Origin of the sequence: Ensifer sp. ENS07, assembly GCF_014852185.1 — a bacterium.
GTDB lineage: Bacteria > Pseudomonadota > Alphaproteobacteria > Rhizobiales > Rhizobiaceae > Ensifer > Ensifer adhaerens.
The window spans coordinates 222,094-238,446 of record NZ_JACVBE010000009.1 but is presented as its reverse complement, the minus strand read 5'-3'; the positions used below and the strand labels follow the sequence as shown (position 1 = coordinate 238,446).

General features: G+C 64.0%; 11 protein-coding genes. 2 read left to right on the top strand and 9 right to left on the bottom strand.

What is annotated here, in order from left to right; all coding sequences use genetic code 11:
- The first annotated feature begins 104 nt into the window (after window positions 1–104).
- Window positions 105–1,634 carry an FGGY-family carbohydrate kinase gene (locus IB277_RS25030; RefSeq protein ID WP_060581042.1) on the top strand — a complete coding sequence of 510 codons (1,530 nt, stop codon included), beginning with the start codon at window positions 105–107 and terminating at the stop codon, window positions 1,632–1,634.
- A gap of 75 nt (window positions 1,635–1,709) precedes the next feature.
- Here IB277_RS25030 and IB277_RS25025 read toward each other — a convergent pair whose 3' ends face one another.
- From IB277_RS25025 to IB277_RS24985, 9 genes are all read right to left on the bottom strand, one after another.
- Window positions 1,710–2,336, bottom strand: a complete 627-nt coding sequence (locus IB277_RS25025; protein WP_051659706.1) for an outer membrane protein — start codon at window positions 2,334–2,336, stop codon at window positions 1,710–1,712.
- A 202-nt stretch (window positions 2,337–2,538) separates the two neighbouring features.
- Window positions 2,539–3,876 (bottom strand): HAMP domain-containing sensor histidine kinase, encoded by a 1,338-nt coding sequence (locus tag IB277_RS25020; RefSeq protein WP_060581041.1) that lies wholly within the window; start codon window positions 3,874–3,876, stop codon window positions 2,539–2,541.
- A complete protein-coding gene (locus IB277_RS25015) occupies window positions 3,873–4,547 on the bottom strand; it encodes a response regulator transcription factor (protein WP_060521968.1) in 675 nt (224 codons plus the stop codon). The genes IB277_RS25020 and IB277_RS25015 overlap by 4 nt, the downstream gene beginning before the upstream one ends.
- A gap of 255 nt (window positions 4,548–4,802) precedes the next feature.
- Window positions 4,803–6,602, bottom strand: coding sequence for a peptidase M14 (locus IB277_RS25010; protein ID WP_192372000.1), 1,800 nt, complete (start codon window positions 6,600–6,602; stop codon window positions 4,803–4,805).
- Entirely contained in the window at window positions 6,599–7,453 is an 855-nt protein-coding gene (locus tag IB277_RS25005; protein WP_060644790.1) for an ABC transporter permease, read from the bottom strand. The genes IB277_RS25010 and IB277_RS25005 overlap by 4 nt, the downstream gene beginning before the upstream one ends.
- Before the next feature lie 4 nt (window positions 7,454–7,457).
- Window positions 7,458–8,381 (bottom strand): ABC transporter permease, encoded by a 924-nt coding sequence (locus IB277_RS25000; protein ID WP_034805623.1) that lies wholly within the window; start codon window positions 8,379–8,381, stop codon window positions 7,458–7,460.
- A 63-nt stretch (window positions 8,382–8,444) separates the two neighbouring features.
- Complete coding sequence (locus IB277_RS24995) at window positions 8,445–9,932, bottom strand: ABC transporter substrate-binding protein (RefSeq protein WP_370689612.1); 1,488 nt, start codon at window positions 9,930–9,932, stop codon at window positions 8,445–8,447.
- 90 nt (window positions 9,933–10,022) lie between these two features.
- Window positions 10,023–11,855: a dipeptide ABC transporter ATP-binding protein gene (locus IB277_RS24990; protein ID WP_371813672.1), complete on the bottom strand. Its 1,833-nt coding sequence runs from the start codon at window positions 11,853–11,855 to the stop codon at window positions 10,023–10,025.
- Window positions 11,856–11,868: 13 nt separating this feature from the next.
- Entirely contained in the window at window positions 11,869–12,453 is a 585-nt protein-coding gene (locus tag IB277_RS24985; protein WP_043622645.1) for a winged helix DNA-binding protein, read from the bottom strand.
- A 121-nt stretch (window positions 12,454–12,574) separates the two neighbouring features.
- Here IB277_RS24985 and IB277_RS24980 point away from each other — a divergent pair, with 121 nt between their 5' ends.
- Complete coding sequence (locus IB277_RS24980; protein ID WP_192371998.1) at window positions 12,575–16,195, top strand: hydantoinase B/oxoprolinase family protein; 3,621 nt, start codon at window positions 12,575–12,577, stop codon at window positions 16,193–16,195.
- Window positions 16,196–16,353 lie beyond the last annotated feature (158 nt).

Below are 16,353 nucleotides of genomic sequence, written 5' to 3'. Positions count from 1 at the left end.
ACCGCTTCACCAGCGATGCTCCGGCGCAAGAGGAACGCTGCCGCTGTGAGGACACCGGCGGCGTTCCGGCAAATGGATTAAGGACCTTGGGGAGGGGTTCGGCAATGGGTAAGTATCTGCTCGGGATCGACGCCGGGAACACCGTGATCAAGACGGTACTTTTCGATCGTGACGGCAACGAGATCGCGATGGCCGCGGAAGAAGGGCACAGCCATGTGCCGATGCCCGGCCATGTCGAGCGTGGGCTTGGCGAACTGTGGAGCCATGCCAAGGTGGTGATCCGCGCCTGCATCGAGCGCGCCGGCATCGATGCCAGCGAGATCGCGGCGATCGGTTGCGCCGGGCACGGCAACGGTCTCTACGCGCTCGATCGAGACGGAGAACCGCTTGTCGGCATACAGTCGCTCGACACTCGCGCCGCCGGCCTCGTCGAGGAGTGGCAGGCCGCAGGCGTCGGCGAGCGAACCTATCCGATCGCCGGGCAGAAGCCCTGGCCATCACAAACGCCGACCCTGCTTGCCTGGCTGAAGCGCCATCGGCCTGAGCAGTTTGAAAAAGTCGGCACGGTGTTTCTCTGCAAGGACTTCGTGATCAATCGCCTGACCGGCGCGCGCGTCAGCGACGTCTCGGACATGAGCGGCGCGGGCCTGCTCGATGTCGCCGGTAGGCGTTACGATGCGGCATTAATGAAGGCCTATGGCCTCGGCGAAGACATGGACCTGCTGCCCGATCTCGCCGAAAGCGCCGATATCGTCGGACGCGTTACCGAGGAAGCGGCGGCGCAGACGGGTCTGGCTGCCGGCACACCCGTTGTCGGTGGGCTCTTCGACGTGGTCGCTTCGGCAATCGGCTCGGGCGTCACCCGCACCGGTGCTGCCTCGATCATCGCCGGCACCTGGAGCATCAACCAGGTGATCATCGACCAGCCTGATCTCTCACGCCCGCTCTTCATGTCCTCGACCTTCGATCGCAAGCGCTACATGGCGATCGAGGCGAGTGCCACGTCGGCGGCCAATCTGGAATGGCTGGTGCGCGAGCTCTTCCCGCACGACGGCAAGGATGGCCGGTCGCCCTTCGATCTCTGCTGCCAGCTGGCAGCCGAGGTCACGCCGGCCTCTGATGACCCGCTCTACCATCCGTTTCTCTATGGCGCTCAGCAGGACGGCAACGCGCGCGCCGGCTTCTACGGCGTCGCCGGCTGGCACGGCAAGGGCCATCTGGTCCGCGCCGTGCTTGAAGGCGTCGCCTTCGGCCATCGCCAACATATCGCGGCGTTGCGCGCGGCTGGGGCTCGCTTCGAGGAGGCGGTGCTTTCGGGTGGCGGATCGCGCAGCCTGATCTGGCCGCAGATCTTCGCTGACGTGCTTGACGTGCCGGTGACGGTCGCCCGTTCACGCGAGACCGGCGCGCTCGGCGCCGCGATTACGGCTGGCGCCGGCATCGGCCTTTTCGCCGATATCTCCGCCGGTGCTGCGGCGATGGTCAAGACCGAGCGCCACTACCGTCCAAACCCTGCACTTGCCGCGCATTATGACAGGCGCTTTGCGCTTTACGGCGAGATCGCCGCTGCCATGGCGCCGATCTGGCGCCGGCTTGCAACGCCCGAGCGATCGGCGCGGGAAGCGGCGGAGTGATCAGGGCAGGGGCATCGGTCTGTCGGGGCGCTGCTGGGAGGAACGTTGCCGCGCCGCCGCAAACCGTCGGACCCGTCAGAAACGCATGTTGATGCCGGCCTTGATGACGTGGCTGTTGATGTCTTTCTCGCTGGAGCCTGAGCTCGTGTGGGTGCGGACATCGGGCGTCGTGATGTAGTTGTATTCGAGCTTGGCGGAGAGGCCGCCGGCAAAGGCCTGTTCCACGCCGGCGCCGAGCAGATAGCCGCCCTTGAAGCCGACGTCGTTACGCACGTCGCCGCCCTTCTTGTAGCTGGTCATGGCGTAACCGGCCGTGCCGTAGACGAGCGTCTGGTCGAAGGTGAGACCCGCCTTCGCCTTGATGGCGCCGCGCCATTTCTCCTTGAGCTTGCCGCCGTTGACCTTGTGCTCGGTGTCGCCGAGATAGGAGCCTTCGATTTCCGCCCCGACGATGCCGGGGCCGGCCTGCATGTTGTAGCCGGCCTGGACGCCGAGCGCGACGCCGTTGCGGTCGGCGAACGGGTTGGGGCTGCCGGTAAAGCCAAGGCCGCCATGGGCACCGACATAGGCGCCGCTCCAGCTGAAGGCCGGCGGGTCCTGATAGGTGGGGGCGGAGAAATCAGCCGCCTGGGACGGCTGTGCGCCGCAGAGGGCGAGAAGGGTAAGACCCGACCAGATGGAAAACTTGCTGGACTGCCGCATTTTCTTGCTCCGTGCATAGGAAACGCGCCTTGATGGCGCTTGCGTCCTCCCATGCGCGCTTCACCTTTGGGGTGGGATGGCGATGTTTGGACGGTACACGGCCTTTGTCGGCCCCACGGATTGCATCAACATTGCGCAACTTATCTAAGTTGCTGATTTTGTTGTTAGTTAACTGTTAACCATACGCCGACTGAGGAAAATCCTAGCCGGCAGGCAAGGTGATGCGGAAGCAGGCGCCGCCCTTGGGATCATCGACCACCGAGATGTGACCCTTGTGGCGGCCGATGATCTCGCTGACCAGATGCAAGCCGAGGCCGGCGCCATGGTCCCGCGGCTGCAGGCGATGGAAGGGCTCGAAGATCCGGGCCCGTTCCCGTTCCGGAATGCCGGGACCTTCGTCGGTAACCTCGATCACGCCGCCGCGCTCCACCCGGATCGTGATCAGGCCGCCGGCGTGTTCGATGGCGTTGCGCACGAGGTTGGTGACCGCCCGCTCGATGGCGCCGGTATCGCCGCGCACGACGACGCGCTCCGTGCCCGGAGCGAAGGAAAGGTCGCAGCCGGCCGAAAGCGCAAGCGGGGCGAGGTCGGCCGTCACGTCGCGGCAGAGCGAAACCAGGTCGAGCTGCCCGAAATCCGTGCCGTCGCGATCGATGCGTTCGAGGTCGAGCAACTGTTCGGCAAGCCCGGCAATGCGATTGGAATCGATCAGCAGGCGGTTCCTGAGCGGGCCGGCCTCCATGCTTTCCAGGCGCGTGTGCAGGATCGCAACCGGGGTTCGAAGCTCGTGTGCCGCGTCGAGGATAAAGCGCTGGCGGCGCTCGTACCCCTCATCGAGCCGCTGCAGTGCGCCGTTGAACGCCTCAACGAGCGGTCGCACTTCGCCGGGGATGCGATGATCGGGCAGCCGGGCACCGCGGCGCTCGACATCGATCGTCTTTGCCTGGTCGACAACTTCGGCAAGACCGGCAAAGGCGCGCCTTACGATGATCGGGATCGCGAAGGCCGGGATCAGCACCACGATCAAGACGATCGGCAAAAGCAGAAGGTTTGCCAGGATGAACACCGCGAAGGACGCGCTCCAGAGCCGCCCTCCGCCGGCAAGCACCGTATAGGTGCCGTTGTCCGTGGTTACCGAGCGCACGATCGACGAGAGAGTATAGGGCTCGACGCTGTCACGCATATCGCCAAAGGCGATGCGGTCGAGGTGCTCGCCAATGCTGCGATAGGCGTCCGGCACCGGTCCGCTGCGGATCATGTCACCGCGTTCGTTGCGTGCGACGAACCAGAAATCGGCGGACTCGGCCCGCATGGCAAGCAGTTGCGGCGTCTCAACCAGCGTCAGTCCACCGGCGGGATCCGGCCGGATTGCCCCGGCCGCGATCGACGCGGCGTCGGCGTCGAGGAACTTGCCGCCGAGATCGGCGCGCGTCAGCAAGGCCATGAAGCCGGCGATGACCGCCATCAACAGCAGCACCTGAAAGGTCAGGATCTGCCAGATCAGACGCTTCTTCAGCGAGTTGGTGGAAGCGTTCGTCATGGAGAGGGTCTCAGAAGGTAGCCAACGCCGCGGATGCTGTGAATTTCAACGCCGGCACCGGTTTCCGAGAGCTTGCGGCGCAACCGCGAAACATGCGCGTCGAGAGAATTGGACTGGATCTCGTCGTCATAGCCATAGACGGATTCCTCCAGAGTCGAACGCTGCACCGTGCGCCCCTGCCGGCGCGCCAAAGCCTCCAGCACCAGCAGCTCCCGCCGCGGCAGGTCCAGCACCCGGCCGTCGACACGAGCCTGCCTGCCCTCGAAATCGAAGATCAGCTGGCCGATGCGGGCGGTGATCGGCGCAATATCAGGTGAACGTCGCATCAGGGCACGGATGCGCGCCAGCAATTCCTCCACGGCGAACGGCTTGGCGAGATAGTCGTCGGCGCCCATGTCGAGCCCCCTGACCCGTTCGTCGATGGCGCTGCGCGCCGTCAGCACGATTACCGGGATTCCCGATCGTAGCGCACGCACCCGCGGGATCAGCGACAGGCCATCGCCGTCGGGCAGTTGCCGGTCGAGGATGATGCCGTCGTGAACCTGGTTGGCCAGCGCCGCCATCGCATGGTCGATCGACGGTGCATGGTCGAGGATCATGTCATAGCGGCTGAGTGCGGCACTGAGTGCTGCCGCCATTTCCAGCTCATCCTCGACAAGGAGCAGGCGCATTGAATATCTCCGAATCCGATAGGCGTGTCTCGTTCACGTCTGGTGGACGAGGATTGCAACAACGTTGCGGCCTTTCGCTGCCTTTCTAGCGGCGAGAACGGGAGCCCGGCAATGCAGAGCGGCCGGGGCTTACCGTATTCGGATGGGACGGAGAGAATAGCCGCGCATTTGCGGGGCGAGCGATCGGACAAGAGCCCTCAAAAATCGCCTTGCGCGGCAGCGCCGGGCGGGCGCTGCCGCGCAAGGCGCAGACCGTCAAACGATGTGTCGCTGCGCAAGGGTACGCAGCGGCACGGACCGGCCAAATGACGGAGGTCGGGCGACGGCCATGATCCGCTGGAACGCATCATAGGCCGCAAGCACCGTTTCCTTCTGAGCCTCATGGCCGGCAATGAAGGCATCGCCGTAGATTGTCTCATCCGGGTACTCGGTGATCAGCGTCAGCGGTGCCGTGTGGCGGTCGTCGACGGAGATCATGCAGGGGAAGCCGTTGATGATGCGGAAACCGGTCTCGCCGGCATGCGTCTCGTAAAGCGCGATCTGGGCGTCGTTGTAGGCGAGCAGGCCCGGAACGGCCGCAAGCCGCTCGGTGACTTCCGCGATCAGCTGTTCGGCGCGCGCTTCCCATTCGGCGTGGTGGCGCATGATCAGGAAGAAGCCCTTGGGCAGGGTCCACATGGCAAAACCGCGCGGCACGTAGCCCGAAAGCGGCCGCGTCCACTCATGCGAGGGATAGCCGTGCAGGTTGACGTGCAGCTGCGCGCCGGTCAGCCGCTCGGCCTCCTTACGGATCTCGCGCTCGTTGAGTGCTGCACCGGTGCGGTATTCGAGATCGTCGCCAAGGGCGGTGTAGCGGGCGGCATGGTGCATGTGCAGCGGGTTGTCGACGCGCAGCCGCTGGTGCACGGCATAGCCGTCGGGGTTTTCGAGCGGCGAGATGGTGAAGTGGCTACCGGTGCGGGCGGCGAGCGCCTGGGCGGCGCGGAGCACGCCGACGATGCCGGTCGTCTCGTTCGGATGCTGTCCGCCGCTGATCATGACCGGCGCATCGCTTCCCTTGTGATAGCGGGCCTTCACCGGCCGGCCGGCACGCGACCTGGCCTCGAAGGGCTGGCCGTCGATCGCGGCGAGTTCGGCATGGATCTGCGCCACCGCCAGCGGTGCCTCGGCGGTGTCGAGCGGCAGGGTTTCGCCTTCGACATCCGTCGCCTGCAGCGGCCGCGCCTTGACGACGACGGTGGGCTTGCCGACGCCGAAGACGATCTCCGGCACGATCTGGCCGGGCTTCAGGCCGCGGTCGCCGAGCGGGCGACCGGACTTCTTCTGGAAGACTTCGAGCAGCGAGAAATAGAAGTCCTCGTGCAGCGCTTCGCGAAGGCTGATGACTTCCTCGCCGACGGGCAGGCGGAAGTCGGTGATCGGCAGGGTCACGCGGATGTTGAGCTCTTCGAAATAGGGCTCGCTGTCACCCCAGGCATGATCGGAGATCGCCTGCATCGTGCCGGCAAAAAGCCGCTCATAGTCGGTATCGAGGTGGCATTCGCGATGCTTGTCGCAGCCCTCGTCGAGGCGGATCCAGCCGGTCGGCGACAAAAGCGTCTCGCCGATGAAATCGGTGTGGATGCGGTTCGGTGCGAATACGGCGTGGTTTTCCTGGCGCCCGTCACGGAAGGTAAGCGTGACGTCATAGATGAATGCCTTGGCGCTGCCTGCCTCGAAGCGGATCTCGGCATCGCCGACGAGGGCTGCGAGCGGATAGGCTTCGAGCAGGAAACGGTTCTGAGGCGCGCCCTCATGCTGGGGATAGCGGACGACGACGCTTGCGAGGGCTGCGCGATCCACTTCTTCCAGGAAGAAATGCAACAGCGGCTTGTAGGCGCTCCTGAGCGCCGCCTTGACGCCGAAGCTTGCAAGCTTCTGTTCGGCAGCCTTGCGGCTGGCAGCATCGTCGAACAACCAGGCTTCGAGCTTGGTTCCGCGGGCGGCCTCCTTGCCGTAGGTGGTCAGAAGCGTGTCGAGGGTGCGCTCGAAGGCGCCTTCGAAAATCGTCGTCATCGTGAAGTTCTACCGGTTGGGTCGAGGCTGTCACGCAGCCAGTCGCCGAGAAGATTGAGGCCGAGAACGGTGAGCAGGATCGCAAGGCCCGGGAAGACGCTGACCCACCAGGCGTTCTGCAGGTAGGTGCGGCCGTCGGCCAGCATGCCGCCCCAGCTCGGGATCAGCGGATCGACGCCGAGGCCGAGGAAGGTGAGGCTGCTTTCGAGCAGGATGTTGTTGGCGACGTTGAGCGTCATCAGCACGATCACCGGGCCGATCAGGTTCGGCAACAGGTGCTGGAACAGGATCCTGTAATCGCGAACGCCGATGGCTCGGGCCGACTGGATGAACTCGCGCTCGCGCAGAGACAGGACCGAGCCGCGCACGAGACGCGCATATTGCACCCACTGCGAGACGATCAGCAGGATGATGGTATTGCCGAGCCCACCGCCGACGATGGCGATGAAGGTGATCGCCAGCAGGATGAAGGGGAGCGCCAGCTGCACATCGGCAAAGCGCATGACGAGCATGTCCCAGAAGCCGCGATAGTAGCCGGAGACAAGCCCCATGACCACGCCGACGACGACGGCGCCGGCAACCGACGTCAGGCCGACGAGCAGCGAGATCTTGCCGCCGGCAACCACGCGAGCCAGCACGTCGCGGCCAAGCGGGTCGGTGCCGAGCGGATGGGCCCAATTGACAAAGGGCGGCGTCAGCCGCGCCATCAGGTCGATCTTGTCGACGCCGCCGGGAAAGAGCACGCCAGAGAAGAGAACGGCGAGGCAGATGCCGCCGGTGAGCAGCGCTCCGAGGATGAATTCGAGGTTGCGGAAGCGGGCGAAGCGGGTGCTGGAAGCCTTTGACGACATCGGCTCACTCCGTCCGGATGCGCGGATCGACGAGGCCATAGGCGATGTCGACCAGAAGATTGACGAACACGATCATTAGCGAAAGCACGGTTATGACCGCCTGAAGCACGGGGTAATCGCGCGACGCGACCGCGTCGAAGGCGAGCGTGCCCATGCCCGGCCAGTTGAACACCAGCTCGACGACGACGATGCCGCCGAGCAGGCCGCCGAACTGCAGGCCGAAATAGGTGATCAGCGGGATCGCGCAGTTACGAAGTGCGTGCTTGTAGAGCACCTTGCTTTCGCTGAGGCCCTTGGCGCGCGCGACCATGATGTATTGCGACTGCAAGGTTTCCAGCATCGCGGTGCGCACCAGGCGCACATTGGTCGCCGTCAGGATGATGCCCATGGTCAGCGCCGGCATGATGAAGCTTGCAAAACCGTCCATGCCGCTTGGCGGCAGCCATTTGAGGACGATCGAGAACAACAGGACCAGCATGATCGCAAGCCAGAAGTTCGGGAAGGAAAGCCCAACGAGCGACAGAATGCGGATTGTCTGGTCGGCCCACTTGCCGCGGGCGACGGCGGCGCGGATGCCGAGCGGAATGGAAATCGCGATCGAGACGATCAGCGAGGCGAAGGCGAGCAGCATGGTCGCCGGCAGCGCAGAGGCGATCAGCTGCGAAACAGGCGTACCGCCCATGAAGGAGCGGCCGAAATCGAGCCTGAACATGCCCGTGATGAAATCGGCATATTGCGCCAGGAAAGGCTGGTTAAGGCCGAGCCCCTCGCGGATGCGCACGAGGTCGGCCTCGGTGACGCTGCCAGCGCCCTGCGCCAGCATTAGCGCGGGGTCACCGGTGAACCGGATGGCATAGGAGACGGTCAGTGTCACGACGAACACGACGAAGACCGCCTGCAGAAAACGTTTGATCAGAAATCCGGCCAAGTGACCCGCCCTTTTGGAAAAATGGTCCGCCGCCTCAAGCGTGAGGCGGCGGACCGGCCTGTATTACTCGACCGTCACGTCCGTCAGCCGCAGGCGGCTATCCGGCACCGGCGTGAAGTTCTTGACGCGCTTGCTCACGCCGAAGATGGCGTTGAGGTTATAGAGCGGCATTTCGAGCGAACGGTCTGCGGCGTAGTTGGCGATCTGCTTGAGGATCTCCTCGCGCTTTGCCTGGTCGGTGATCGAACGCTGCGATTCGAGCAGCTTGTCGAGTTCCGCGTCCTTGTCGTACGGGTTCCACTTTTCGCCCGAGTGGTACATCGAGTAGGCGGTGTTGTCGTAGTCGAGCGTCCAGCCGCCCCAGGACTGCTGGAACAGCGCGCCGGTCTTGCCGGCCGGGATGATGTCGTTCAAGAGGACGTTGGTTTCATAGGGCTTGATCGTCGCGTTGATGCCGATCAGCTGCAGGTAGCTTGCGATAGCCTGCACGACCTCGTTGAAGGTCGCGTCGTTACCGCGAACGTCGATCTGCACGGAAGCGCCCGGCGCAACGCCGGCTTCCTTCAGAAGCGCCTTTGCCTGTTCCGGATCGTAGGGCAGCGGCTTCATCGCCGGGTCGAAGCCGAAGGAGAGCTTGCCCTGGAAACTGGCGATCGGATCCGCCTGGCCGGCGAGGATCGACTGGATGATGGTGTCGCGGTCGACGCCGAGGATCAGCGCCTTGCGGACCTTCGGATCCTTGGTGATGCCGTCGCGCGTGTTGAATCGCAGCGCGTAGACCGTCGGGCCGGCGCTGGAGACGATCTCCAGATTGCTATCGCCCTGGATCGTCGGGATCATGCCGATCGGAATGGTCGGCGGGATGACGAGATCGACGCGGCCGGCCTGCAGCTCGGCAACGGCGGTCGCCGGCTCCGAAATGAAGCGGTAGTTGAGGTTGGAAAGCTTCGGCGCGCCGCCCCAATGATCTGCGAAGGCTTCGAGCTTGATGCCGACCTTCGGCTCGTAGGAGACGAACTTGAACGGGCCGGTGCCAACAGGATGGGCGTTGAAGTAGTCCTCACCCTTTTCCTGGATGTACTTCGGCGGCACGATCATCGCGCCATAGCCGGCGAGCTTGGTGAGAAGCACCGGATCCGGCGTCTTCAGGACGAGGTCGACTGTCTTTTCGTCGACGATCTCGACCTTTTCGATCACGGCATAGTTGGACTTCTGCGGACCCTTGGAGCCTTCTTCGCCGAGCAGGCGGTCGAAGGTGAACTTCACTGCTTCTGCATTGAAGGGCTCACCGTTGTGGAACTTGACGCCCTCGCGCAGCGTGAAGCGCAGGCGCTTGCCGCCGTCGAGCTCTTCCCAAGCAGTAGCAAGGCCGGGCACGAGCTTCAGATCCGGACCGCGATAGGTCAGGCCGTCATAGATGTTGGTGGCAACCGACGCCCAGTTGACGAGGAAGGTGTCGACCGGGTCCCAGCTTCCCGGATCCTGCGGCGAAGATACCGTCAGCGTGCCGGCGGCAAAGGCCGGGGCTGCGGTCATGAAACTACCCGCCATCGCAAGGGCGATGAAAGCGGCGTGGATCCCCTTTTTGTTGATCATTTACTCACTCCTGTTTCGACAGCCTTCCTGAGAAGAGAAAGCGGCTCACGCACCCTTGGCCACGTAATGGCCAGGGGCGATTTCTTTGCGCGGCAGCACCGCGGGTTCGTCGCCGACGCGGCGGATCGGGCTCGGGATCTCGCCCTCCAGCATGGCGCGCTCGCGACCCTTGCCGGGCTCGGCGACGGGCACCGCGGAAAGCAGCCGGCGAGTATAGGGATGGGACGGCGTCTCGAAGACCTGCTGGCGGCTGCCGAACTCCATGACCTGGCCGAGATAGAGCACGGCGACGCGGTGGCTCATGCGTTCGACCACCGCCATGTCATGGCTGATGAAGAGATAGGCGAGACCCTCCTGTTCCTGCAGCTCCATGAACAGGTTGATGATCTGCGCCTGGATCGAGACGTCGAGAGCCGAGAGCGCCTCGTCGGCGATGATCAGCTTGGGACGGGAGGCGAGCGCACGCGCAATGCAGACGCGCTGGCGCTGGCCGCCGGAGAATTCGTGCGGGTAACGCTTGGCGTGCGCGGGCGTCAGTCCGACGCGCTCCAGCAATTCATGCACGCGCTTTTCGATGTCCTTTTCACCGAGGATCAGGCCGTGGGTGCGGATAGGTTCGGCGATCGAGAAGCCCACGGTCTTGCGCGGGTCGAGCGAGGCGAAGGGATCCTGGAAGATGTACTGGATTTCCTGCTTCAGCCGCTGCCGCTCGGCATAGCTCATGGCCGAGACCGGGCGACCGCCAAAGAGGATCTCGCCCGAGGTTGCGTTCTGCAGTTGCTGGATCGTGCGACCGATCGTCGACTTGCCCGAGCCGCTCTCGCCGACCAGCGCCAGCGTTTCACCCGGGAAAATGTCGAAGCTGACGTTTTCGATGGCGTGCACGCGGTGCGTCGCCTTGCCGAAAAGGTTCTTGCGCACGTCGAAGCGGGTGACGAGATCACGCACCGAAAGGATCGGTGCCGCGTCGTAGCGGGCGGTGCGCTGGATATGGGTTTCGCCGACGCGCTTCGGTTCGCCGTCGATCATCATGGTCAGAGGCAGGCGCTTCGGGAATTCCTCGCCGGTCATGCTGCCGAGTTTCGGCACGGCGGAAAGCAGCGTCTGGGTATAGGGGTGCTTGGGGCTTGCGAAGATCTCGCCGACCGGACCTTCCTCGACCTTGCGGCCCTTCCACATGACGACGACGTCGTCGGCCATTTCGGCGACGACACCCATGTCATGGGTGATGAAGATCACCGCCATGCCGAGTTCTTTCTGGAGGTCGCGGATGATCGTCAGGATCTGCGCCTGGATGGTGACGTCGAGCGCCGTCGTCGGCTCGTCGGCGATCAGCAGTTTCGGCCGGCAGGCAAGCGCCATGGCGATCATGACGCGCTGGCGCATGCCGCCGGAAAGCTGGTGCGGATAGCGGCCGATCAGTTCTGGAGAATCAGGAAGGCGCACCATGTCGAGCAGGCGGCGCGTCTCGACGAGCGCTTCGGCCTTGGTCATCTTCTCGTGCAGCATCAACACTTCGGCGACCTGGTCGCCGATGGTAAAGACCGGGTTCAAGGACGTCATCGGCTCCTGGAAGATCATGGCGATCTCCTTGCCGCGGATCGCGCGCATGGTCTTCTGCGGGGCGCTCGTCAGATCGATTTCGCCGTCCTTGCCGCGAAACAGGATGCGGCCGGTCGGAAACTGGCCGCCCATCATGTCCGAGAGCCGCATGATCGACAGCGACGTCACCGATTTGCCGGAGCCGGATTCGCCGACGATTGCGAGCGTCCGGCCGGGCGTCACCGTGAAGCTCAGGTCTTCGACGACAGGATTGCCGTTGAAGGCGACGGAAAGCTTCTCAACGGCGAGCAGGGGCGCAGGCGTATCGACGGTCACGCGGTCTTCCTTGTTACAATGTGGTCGCGGCGCGCGCGGACTGTTCATAGGCGCCCGACATGAAACGCAGGACGGCGGCGATCTCGGAAAGCGTCTCCTCGGAAGGACGCGCTTTGGCGGTGGAGGAGACCAGCAGCCGCTCGCGAATTTTTGCGTAGCGCGTGCAGGCGTCCGACCCCTTGTCGGTGATGAGGATGGTCTTTTCCTTGCCTTCCTTGCCCGTCGTCACGAGGCCTGCGGCTTCGAGCTTGCGGATGGCATAGGTCGCGACATGGGTGTCCTCGATGTCGAGCACGAGACAGATGTCGGCGAGTTTCTTGCCGCGATCGCGGTGGCGGATCGTGTGCAGGATCAGGATCTCGATCGGGGAAAGACCGGGTACGCCGGCGGCCGCCATGCAGCGCATCATCCAGCGGTGAAAGGCATGCGACGCGAGGATCAACCCGTATTCGACCTCGGAGAGGCCGGGAGAGCCGCCTTCAGCAAGGTGCGCGGAGGAAACGATCGGGCCGATGGCCGCGACCGGCTTTAGATGTTCGGGCAGGGCATTTTCGGCCCATTCCCGTCCTTCGAAGCTATCCTCCGACTTCTTCGTCATTCAGCTCTTCCTCATCTTGACGATTTTATGTCATCATTTTATCGACATTTTGTCAACGAACTGCTTTGATGAATTTCCGGGCTTGCACAATGAAGCGGCTCGCGAATGAGAGGGATGGACAATGAGCGCACGCGAAACCGGCAGCTGGGACTTCTGGATCGACCGTGGCGGCACCTTCACCGATGTCATCGGTCGCGACCCGCACGGGAACCTGCATGCCCGCAAGGTGCTGTCCGAAAATCCGGAAGCCTATCGCGACGCCGCTGTGCAAGGCATCCGCCTGCATCTCGGCCTTGCGACCGGTGCACCGATCCCGACCGGCCTCATCGGCGAAGTGCGCATGGGCACGACGGTCGCCACCAACGCGCTGCTCGAGCGCAAGGGCGAGCCCCTGGCTCTCGTGACGACCAAGGGCTTTCGCGATGCGCTGAAGATCGGCTACCAGGAACGCAAGAAGATCTTCGCGACCGAAATCATCAAGCCGGAAGCGCTCTACCAGGATATCGTCGAACTCGACGAGCGCGTGCTGGCCGACGGTATTGTCGAGCAGCCGCTCGACGAGGCGAAGGCGCGCGCGGCCCTCGAAGACCTGAAGGGCAAGGGCTACAAGGCCGTCGCCATCGTCTTCATGCATGCCTACAAGTATCCGGAGCACGAGGCGGCCGTTGCCCGCATCGCCCGCGAACTCGGCTTCGAGCAGGTCTCCGTCAGCCACGAAGTCTCGCCGCTGATCAAATATGTCGGCCGCGGCGATACCACCGTCATCGACGCCTATCTCTCCCCGGTTCTGCGCCGCTACGTCGCCCAGGTCTCCGGCGAACTCGATATTGCCCGTACCGGCGCACGCGTCATGTTCATGATGTCCTCCGGCGGCCTGACGGCGGCTGAAATGTTCCAGGGCAAGGATGCGATCCTCTCCGGCCCGGCCGGCGGTGTCGTCGGCCTCGCCAAGACCGGCGAAGCCGCGGGCTTCGATCGCGTCATCGGCTTTGACATGGGTGGTACCTCGACCGACGTCGCCCATTTCGATGGTGAATATGAGCGGGCGTTCGAGACCGAAGTTGCAGGCGTGCGCGTGCGCGCACCGATGATGCTGATCCACACGGTTGCCGCCGGCGGCGGATCGATCCTGCACTTCGACGGCGAACGTTTCCGCGTCGGCCCGGATTCGGCCGGCGCCAACCCGGGCCCCGCCTGCTACCGCAATGGCGGTCCGCTTGCTGTCACCGATGCGAATGTCATGCTCGGCAAGCTGATGCCGGATTTCTTCCCGGCGCTGTTCGGTCCGAACCAGGACGAACGTCTCGACGTCGAGACCGTGCGCGGCCGTTTTGTTGCCATGGCGACCGAGATCGGCGATGGCCGCAGCCCCGAGGATGTGGCCGACGGCTTCATCCGCATCGCCGTTGCCAACATGGTCGAGGCGATCAAGAAGATTTCCGTGCAGCGCGGTTATGACGTGACGCGCTATGCGCTGAGCTGCTTCGGCGGCGCCGGCGGCCAGCACGCGTGCCTCGTTGCCGACCAGCTCGGCATGAAGAGCATTCTCGTGCATCCGATGTCCGGCCTGCTTTCGGCCTATGGCATGGGACTTGCCGATATCCGCTCGACTCGCCAGAAGGCGCTCGGCGTCGCGCTCGACGACAAGGCGCCGGCAGCCCTCAGCACGCTGGGCGCCGAGCTGGAAGTCGATTGCCTCGGCGAACTGGAAGCACAAGGAATTGCCCGCGACGAGATTCGCACCCATCTGCGCGCCCATATCCGCTATGCCGGCACCGACACGGTGCTTGCGGTCGACGCGACCTTCCCGGCGCATGACGACATCGCCCGCCTGCGCGCCGAGTTCGAAGAGCTGCACAAGCGCCGCTTCGGCTTCGTCGCCGACAACAAGGCGCTGGTGATCGACGCCGTCGAAGTCGAGACGGTCGGCGGCGGTGCTGCCCAGATGGAGCGCGAAGGCGCATCCGTCACCTCGGGCACGCCCGACGTTTCACGCCGCACTCAGTTCTATTCGCAAGGCCAGTTCCACGATGCGCCGGTCCTGCTGCGCGCCGAACTCAGCCCCGGCCAGCGGCTCGACGGTCCGGCGATCATCATCGAACCGAACCAGACCGTCGTCGTCGAGGACGGCTGGCAGGCGGAACTGACGGCGAAAGACCATATCGTGCTGCGCCGCGTGAAGGCGCTGCAGCAGCAGAGCGCGATCGGTACCCATGCCGATCCGGTCATGCTGGAGATCTTCAACAATCTCTTCATGTCGATCGCCGAGCAGATGGGCGTGACGCTGCAGAACACCGCCTATTCGGTCAACATCAAGGAGCGGCTCGACTTCTCCTGCGCCGTCTTCGACAACCGCGGCAACCTCGTCGCCAATGCGCCGCACATGCCGGTGCATCTGGGTTCCATGGACGCCTCGGTCGCAACCGCGATCCGCGAGAACCCGGTGATCAAGCCCGGCGACGTGTTCCTGATCAACGCGCCCTATAACGGCGGCACGCACCTGCCTGACCTCACCGTCTGCACGCCCGTCTTCGACGATGCCGGACAAGAGATCCGCTTCTGGGTCGCCAGCCGCGGCCACCATGCGGATATCGGCGGCATTTCGCCGGGCTCGATGTCACCGCTTGCCACCAACATCGAGGAGGAGGGCGTCTACATCGACAACTTCAAGCTCATCGATGCAGGTCGCTTCTGCGAGGCCGAGCTTGAAGCGCTTCTGAATGGCGCGCGCTATCCGGTGCGCAACATCCTTCAGAACGTCAACGACCTGAAGGCTCAAGTGGCGGCCAACGAAAAGGGCGTCGCCGAACTCAAGAAGATGATTGCCCAGTTCGGCGAAGACGTGGTCGAGGCCTATATGGGCCACGTCCAGGACAATGCTGCTGAGAGCGTGCGCCGTGTGCTTGACCAGTTGCCAGACGGCGAATTCTCCTACGAGATGGACCAGGGCTGCAGCATCGTCGTCAAGATCACGGTCGACCGCGACAAGCGCGAGGCGACCGTCGATTTCACGGGCACGTCGGAGCAGCGCGGCGACAACTTCAATGCGCCGGCGCCTGTCACCCGCGCCGCCGTACTCTATGTCTTCCGCGTGCTGGTCGAGGCCGACATTCCGATGAATGCCGGGTGCCTGCGGCCGATCCACATCGTCATCCCCGAGGGTACGATGCTGACGCCGCGCTATCCGGCGGCCGTCGTTGCCGGCAACGTCGAGGTCAGCCAGGCCGTGACGAACTGCCTGTTCGGCGCGGTCCAGAGCCAGGCCGGCGCGCAAGGGACGATGAACAACCTCACCTTCGGCAACGACAATTATCAGTATTACGAGACGATCTGCTCCGGCGCGCCGGCGGGTCCCGGCTACAACGGTGCCGATGCGGTTCATACGCACATGACCAACTCGCGGCTCACCGATCCGGAAATCCTCGAAACCCGCTTCCCGGTGGTGCTCGAAGACTTCCACATTCGCGTCGGTTCCGGTGGCCGCGGCCAGTGGCACGCCGGAAACGGCACGAAGCGCACGATCCGGGCGCGGGAAACGCTCGACTTCGCGATCCTCTCCGGCCATCGCCGCGTCGCACCCTTCGGCATCAAGGGCGGAAGCCCGGGTGAACTCGGCCGCAACCTCGTGCGCCGCAATGACGGCCGGACGGAGGAACTGTCGGGCTGCGCCCATACGGTTCTCGAAGCTGGCGAAGCCTTTACCGTCGTGACGCCGACCGGCGGTGGATACGGCCGGTCATAGGCCGGAAAGACTGAAATCTCCCAAGACTGCTGCGGTGGTCTGCGGGCGGGCGAGCGATCGTCCGCCCGTTTTTCGTTCCGGCATATGCACAACAACTATTGCTGCATATGCGAAAAGACGCGATCGCTTTTTTAACCCGAATTTAAATTCGAAATTAC

Bases quoted from the DNA above. Each gene is read 5' to 3' on its own strand.
- IB277_RS25030 (WP_060581042.1), top strand. From the start codon at position 105: ATGGGTAAGTATCTGCTCGGGATCGACGCCGGGAACACCGTGATCAAG.
- IB277_RS25025 (WP_051659706.1), bottom strand. From the start codon at position 2,336: ATGCGGCAGTCCAGCAAGTTTTCCATCTGGTCGGGTCTTACCCTTCTC.
- IB277_RS25020 (WP_060581041.1), bottom strand. From the start codon at position 3,876: ATGACGAACGCTTCCACCAACTCGCTGAAGAAGCGTCTGATCTGGCAG.
- IB277_RS25015 (WP_060521968.1), bottom strand. From the start codon at position 4,547: ATGCGCCTGCTCCTTGTCGAGGATGAGCTGGAAATGGCGGCAGCACTC.
- IB277_RS25010 (WP_192372000.1), bottom strand. From the start codon at position 6,602: ATGACGACGATTTTCGAAGGCGCCTTCGAGCGCACCCTCGACACGCTT.
- IB277_RS25005 (WP_060644790.1), bottom strand. From the start codon at position 7,453: ATGTCGTCAAAGGCTTCCAGCACCCGCTTCGCCCGCTTCCGCAACCTC.
- IB277_RS24995 (WP_370689612.1), bottom strand. From the start codon at position 9,932: ATGGCGGGTAGTTTCATGACCGCAGCCCCGGCCTTTGCCGCCGGCACG.
- IB277_RS24985 (WP_043622645.1), bottom strand. From the start codon at position 12,453: ATGACGAAGAAGTCGGAGGATAGCTTCGAAGGACGGGAATGGGCCGAA.
- IB277_RS24980 (WP_192371998.1), top strand. From the start codon at position 12,575: ATGAGCGCACGCGAAACCGGCAGCTGGGACTTCTGGATCGACCGTGGC.